This window comes from Pantoea sp. GM_Pan_4 (assembly GCF_026541005.1).
GTDB classification, from domain to species: Bacteria; Pseudomonadota; Gammaproteobacteria; order Enterobacterales; family Enterobacteriaceae; genus Pantoea; species Pantoea dispersa.
This window is the reverse complement of record NZ_JALNUZ010000027.1, coordinates 1-3,243: the sequence shown is the minus strand read 5'-3', so window position 1 is coordinate 3,243 and position 3,243 is coordinate 1. Positions and strand designations below refer to the sequence as shown.

Genomic DNA, 3,243 nt, shown 5'->3' with positions numbered 1-3,243 from the left:
AAACGCCTGTGGGTTGTGAGGTTAAGCGACTAAGCGTACACGGTGGATGCCCTGGCAGTCAGAGGCGATGAAGGACGTGCTAATCTGCGAAAAGCGACGGTAAGGTGATATGAACCGCTACAGCCGTCGATGTCCGAATGGGGAAACCCGGTGCACTCTGTGCATCATCGTTAACTGAATACATAGGTTAACGAGGCGAACCGGGGGAACTGAAACATCTAAGTACCCCGAGGAAAAGAAATCAACCGAGATTCCCCCAGTAGCGGCGAGCGAACGGGGAGCAGCCCAGGACCTGAATCAGCTTGTGCATCAGTGGAAGCGTCTGGAAAGTCGCGCGATACCGGGTGACAGCCCCGTACACGAAGATGCATAAGTTGTGAGTCCGACGAGTAGGGCGGGACACGTGGTATCCTGTCTGAACATGGGGGGACCATCCTCCAAGGCTAAATACTCCTGACTGACCGATAGTGAACCAGTACCGTGAGGGAAAGGCGAAAAGAACCCCGGCGAGGGGAGTGAAACAGAACCTGAAACCGTGTACGTACAAGCAGTGGGAGCCTACTTGTTAGGTGACTGCGTACCTTTTGTATAATGGGTCAGCGACTTATATTCTGTAGCAAGGTTAACCGCATAGGGGAGCCGAAGGGAAACCGAGTCTTAATTGGGCGTTAAGTTGCAGGGTATAGACCCGAAACCCGGTGATCTAGCCATGGGCAGGTTGAAGGTTGGGTAACACTAACTGGAGGACCGAACCGACTAATGTTGAAAAATTAGCGGATGACTTGTGGCTGGGGGTGAAAGGCCAATCAAACCGGGAGATAGCTGGTTCTCCCCGAAAGCTATTTAGGTAGCGCCTCGTGAACTCATCCTCGGGGGTAGAGCACTGTTTCGGCTAGGGGGCCATCCCGGCTTACCAACCCGATGCAAACTGCGAATACCGAGGAATGTTATCACGGGAGACACACGGCGGGTGCTAACGTCCGTCGTGAAGAGGGAAACAACCCAGACCGCCAGCTAAGGTCCCAAAGTCATGGTTAAGTGGGAAACGATGTGGGAAGGCACAGACAGCCAGGATGTTGGCTTAGAAGCAGCCATCATTTAAAGAAAGCGTAATAGCTCACTGGTCGAGTCGGCCTGCGCGGAAGATGTAACGGGGCTAAACCATGCACCGAAGCTGCGGCAGCGACGCTTAGGCGTTGTTGGGTAGGGGAGCGTTCTGTAAGCCGCTGAAGGTGTGCTGTGAGGCATGCTGGAGGTATCAGAAGTGCGAATGCTGACATAAGTAACGATAAAGCGGGTGAAAAGCCCGCTCGCCGGAAGACCAAGGGTTCCTGTCCAACGTTAATCGGGGCAGGGTGAGTCGACCCCTAAGGCGAGGCTGAAAAGCGTAGTCGATGGGAAACAGGTTAATATTCCTGTACTTGGTGTTACTGCGAAGGGGGGACGGAGAAGGCTAGGTTATCCGGGCGACGGTTGTCCCGGTTTAAGCGTGCAGGTGTGAAGACCAGGCAAATCCGGTCTTCTTTAACACTGAGGCGTGACGACGAGCCGCTACGGCGGTGAAGTAACTGATGCCCTGCTTCCAGGAAAAGCCTCTAAGCTCCAGGTAACACGAAATCGTACCCCAAACCGACACAGGTGGTCAGGTAGAGAATACCAAGGCGCTTGAGAGAACTCGGGTGAAGGAACTAGGCAAAATGGTGCCGTAACTTCGGGAGAAGGCACGCTGGCGCGTAGGTGAAGGGACTTGCTCCCGGAGCCGAGGCCAGTCGAAGATACCAGCTGGCTGCAACTGTTTATTAAAAACACAGCACTGTGCAAACACGAAAGTGGACGTATACGGTGTGACGCCTGCCCGGTGCCGGAAGGTTAATTGATGGGGTTATCCGCAAGGAGAAGCTCTTGATCGAAGCCCCGGTAAACGGCGGCCGTAACTATAACGGTCCTAAGGTAGCGAAATTCCTTGTCGGGTAAGTTCCGACCTGCACGAATGGCGTAATGATGGCCAGGCTGTCTCCACCCGAGACTCAGTGAAATTGAAATCGCTGTGAAGATGCAGTGTACCCGCGGCAAGACGGAAAGACCCCGTGAACCTTTACTATAGCTTGACACTGAACATTGAGCCTTGATGTGTAGGATAGGTGGGAGGCTTTGAAGCGCGGACGCCAGTCTGCGTGGAGCCAACCTTGAAATACCACCCTTTAATGTTTGATGTTCTAACGTAGGCCCGTAATCCGGGCTGCGGACAGTGTCTGGTGGGTAGTTTGACTGGGGCGGTCTCCTCCCAAAGCGTAACGGAGGAGCACGAAGGTTGGCTAATCCTGGTCGGACATCAGGAGGTTAGTGCAATGGCATAAGCCAGCTTGACTGCGAGAGTGACGGCTCGAGCAGGTGCGAAAGCAGGTCATAGTGATCCGGTGGTTCTGAATGGAAGGGCCATCGCTCAACGGATAAAAGGTACTCCGGGGATAACAGGCTGATACCGCCCAAGAGTTCATATCGACGGCGGTGTTTGGCACCTCGATGTCGGCTCATCACATCCTGGGGCTGAAGTAGGTCCCAAGGGTACGGCTGTTCGCCGTTTAAAGTGGTACGCGAGCTGGGTTTAGAACGTCGTGAGACAGTTCGGTCCCTATCTGCCGTGGGCGCTGGAGAATTGAGGGGGGTTGCTCCTAGTACGAGAGGACCGGAGTGAACGCACCGCTGGTGTTCGGGTTGTCATGCCAATGGCACTGCCCGGTAGCTAAGTGCGGAAGAGATAAGTGCTGAAAGCATCTAAGCACGAAACTTGCCCCGAGATGAGTTCTCCCTGACCCCTTGAGGGTCCTGAAGGGACGTTGAAGACGACGACGTTGATAGGCCGGGTGTGTAAGCGCAGCGATGCGTTGAGCTAACCGGTACTAATGACCCGTGAGGCTTAACCTTACAACGCCAGAGGCGTTTTGGTCTGAGAGACCGAAAGAATTTTCAGCTTTGTTCACCGGATTACGTCCAGTGGATTTTGTGCTGTGACAAGGCGGCACGCGAGACGACGGGAAGGAGCATACAGAAGTATGTGACTGAGCGGCGCGAGCGGGGCAACGCAGTCAGAGCGCGGAAGACGCGGACGAAAACAGAATTTGCCTGGCGGCAACAGCGCGGTGGTCCCACCTGACCCCATGCCGAACTCAGAAGTGAAACGCCGTAGCGCCGATGGTAGTGTGGGGCCTCCCCATGCGAGAGTAGGGAACTGCCAGGCATCAA

Annotated in this window: 2 rRNA genes; both read left to right on the top strand. The window is 54.7% G+C overall.

Features of this window, described 5'->3' with window-relative positions:
* Nucleotides 1-19: 19 nt before the first annotated feature.
* Nucleotides 20-2,925 (top strand): 23S ribosomal RNA (locus OXR61_RS23320).
* 197 nt (nt 2,926-3,122) lie between these two features.
* Nucleotides 3,123-3,238: ribosomal RNA gene (gene rrf / locus OXR61_RS23315) — 5S ribosomal RNA — on the top strand.
* The last annotated feature ends 5 nt before the right edge of the window (nt 3,239-3,243 follow it).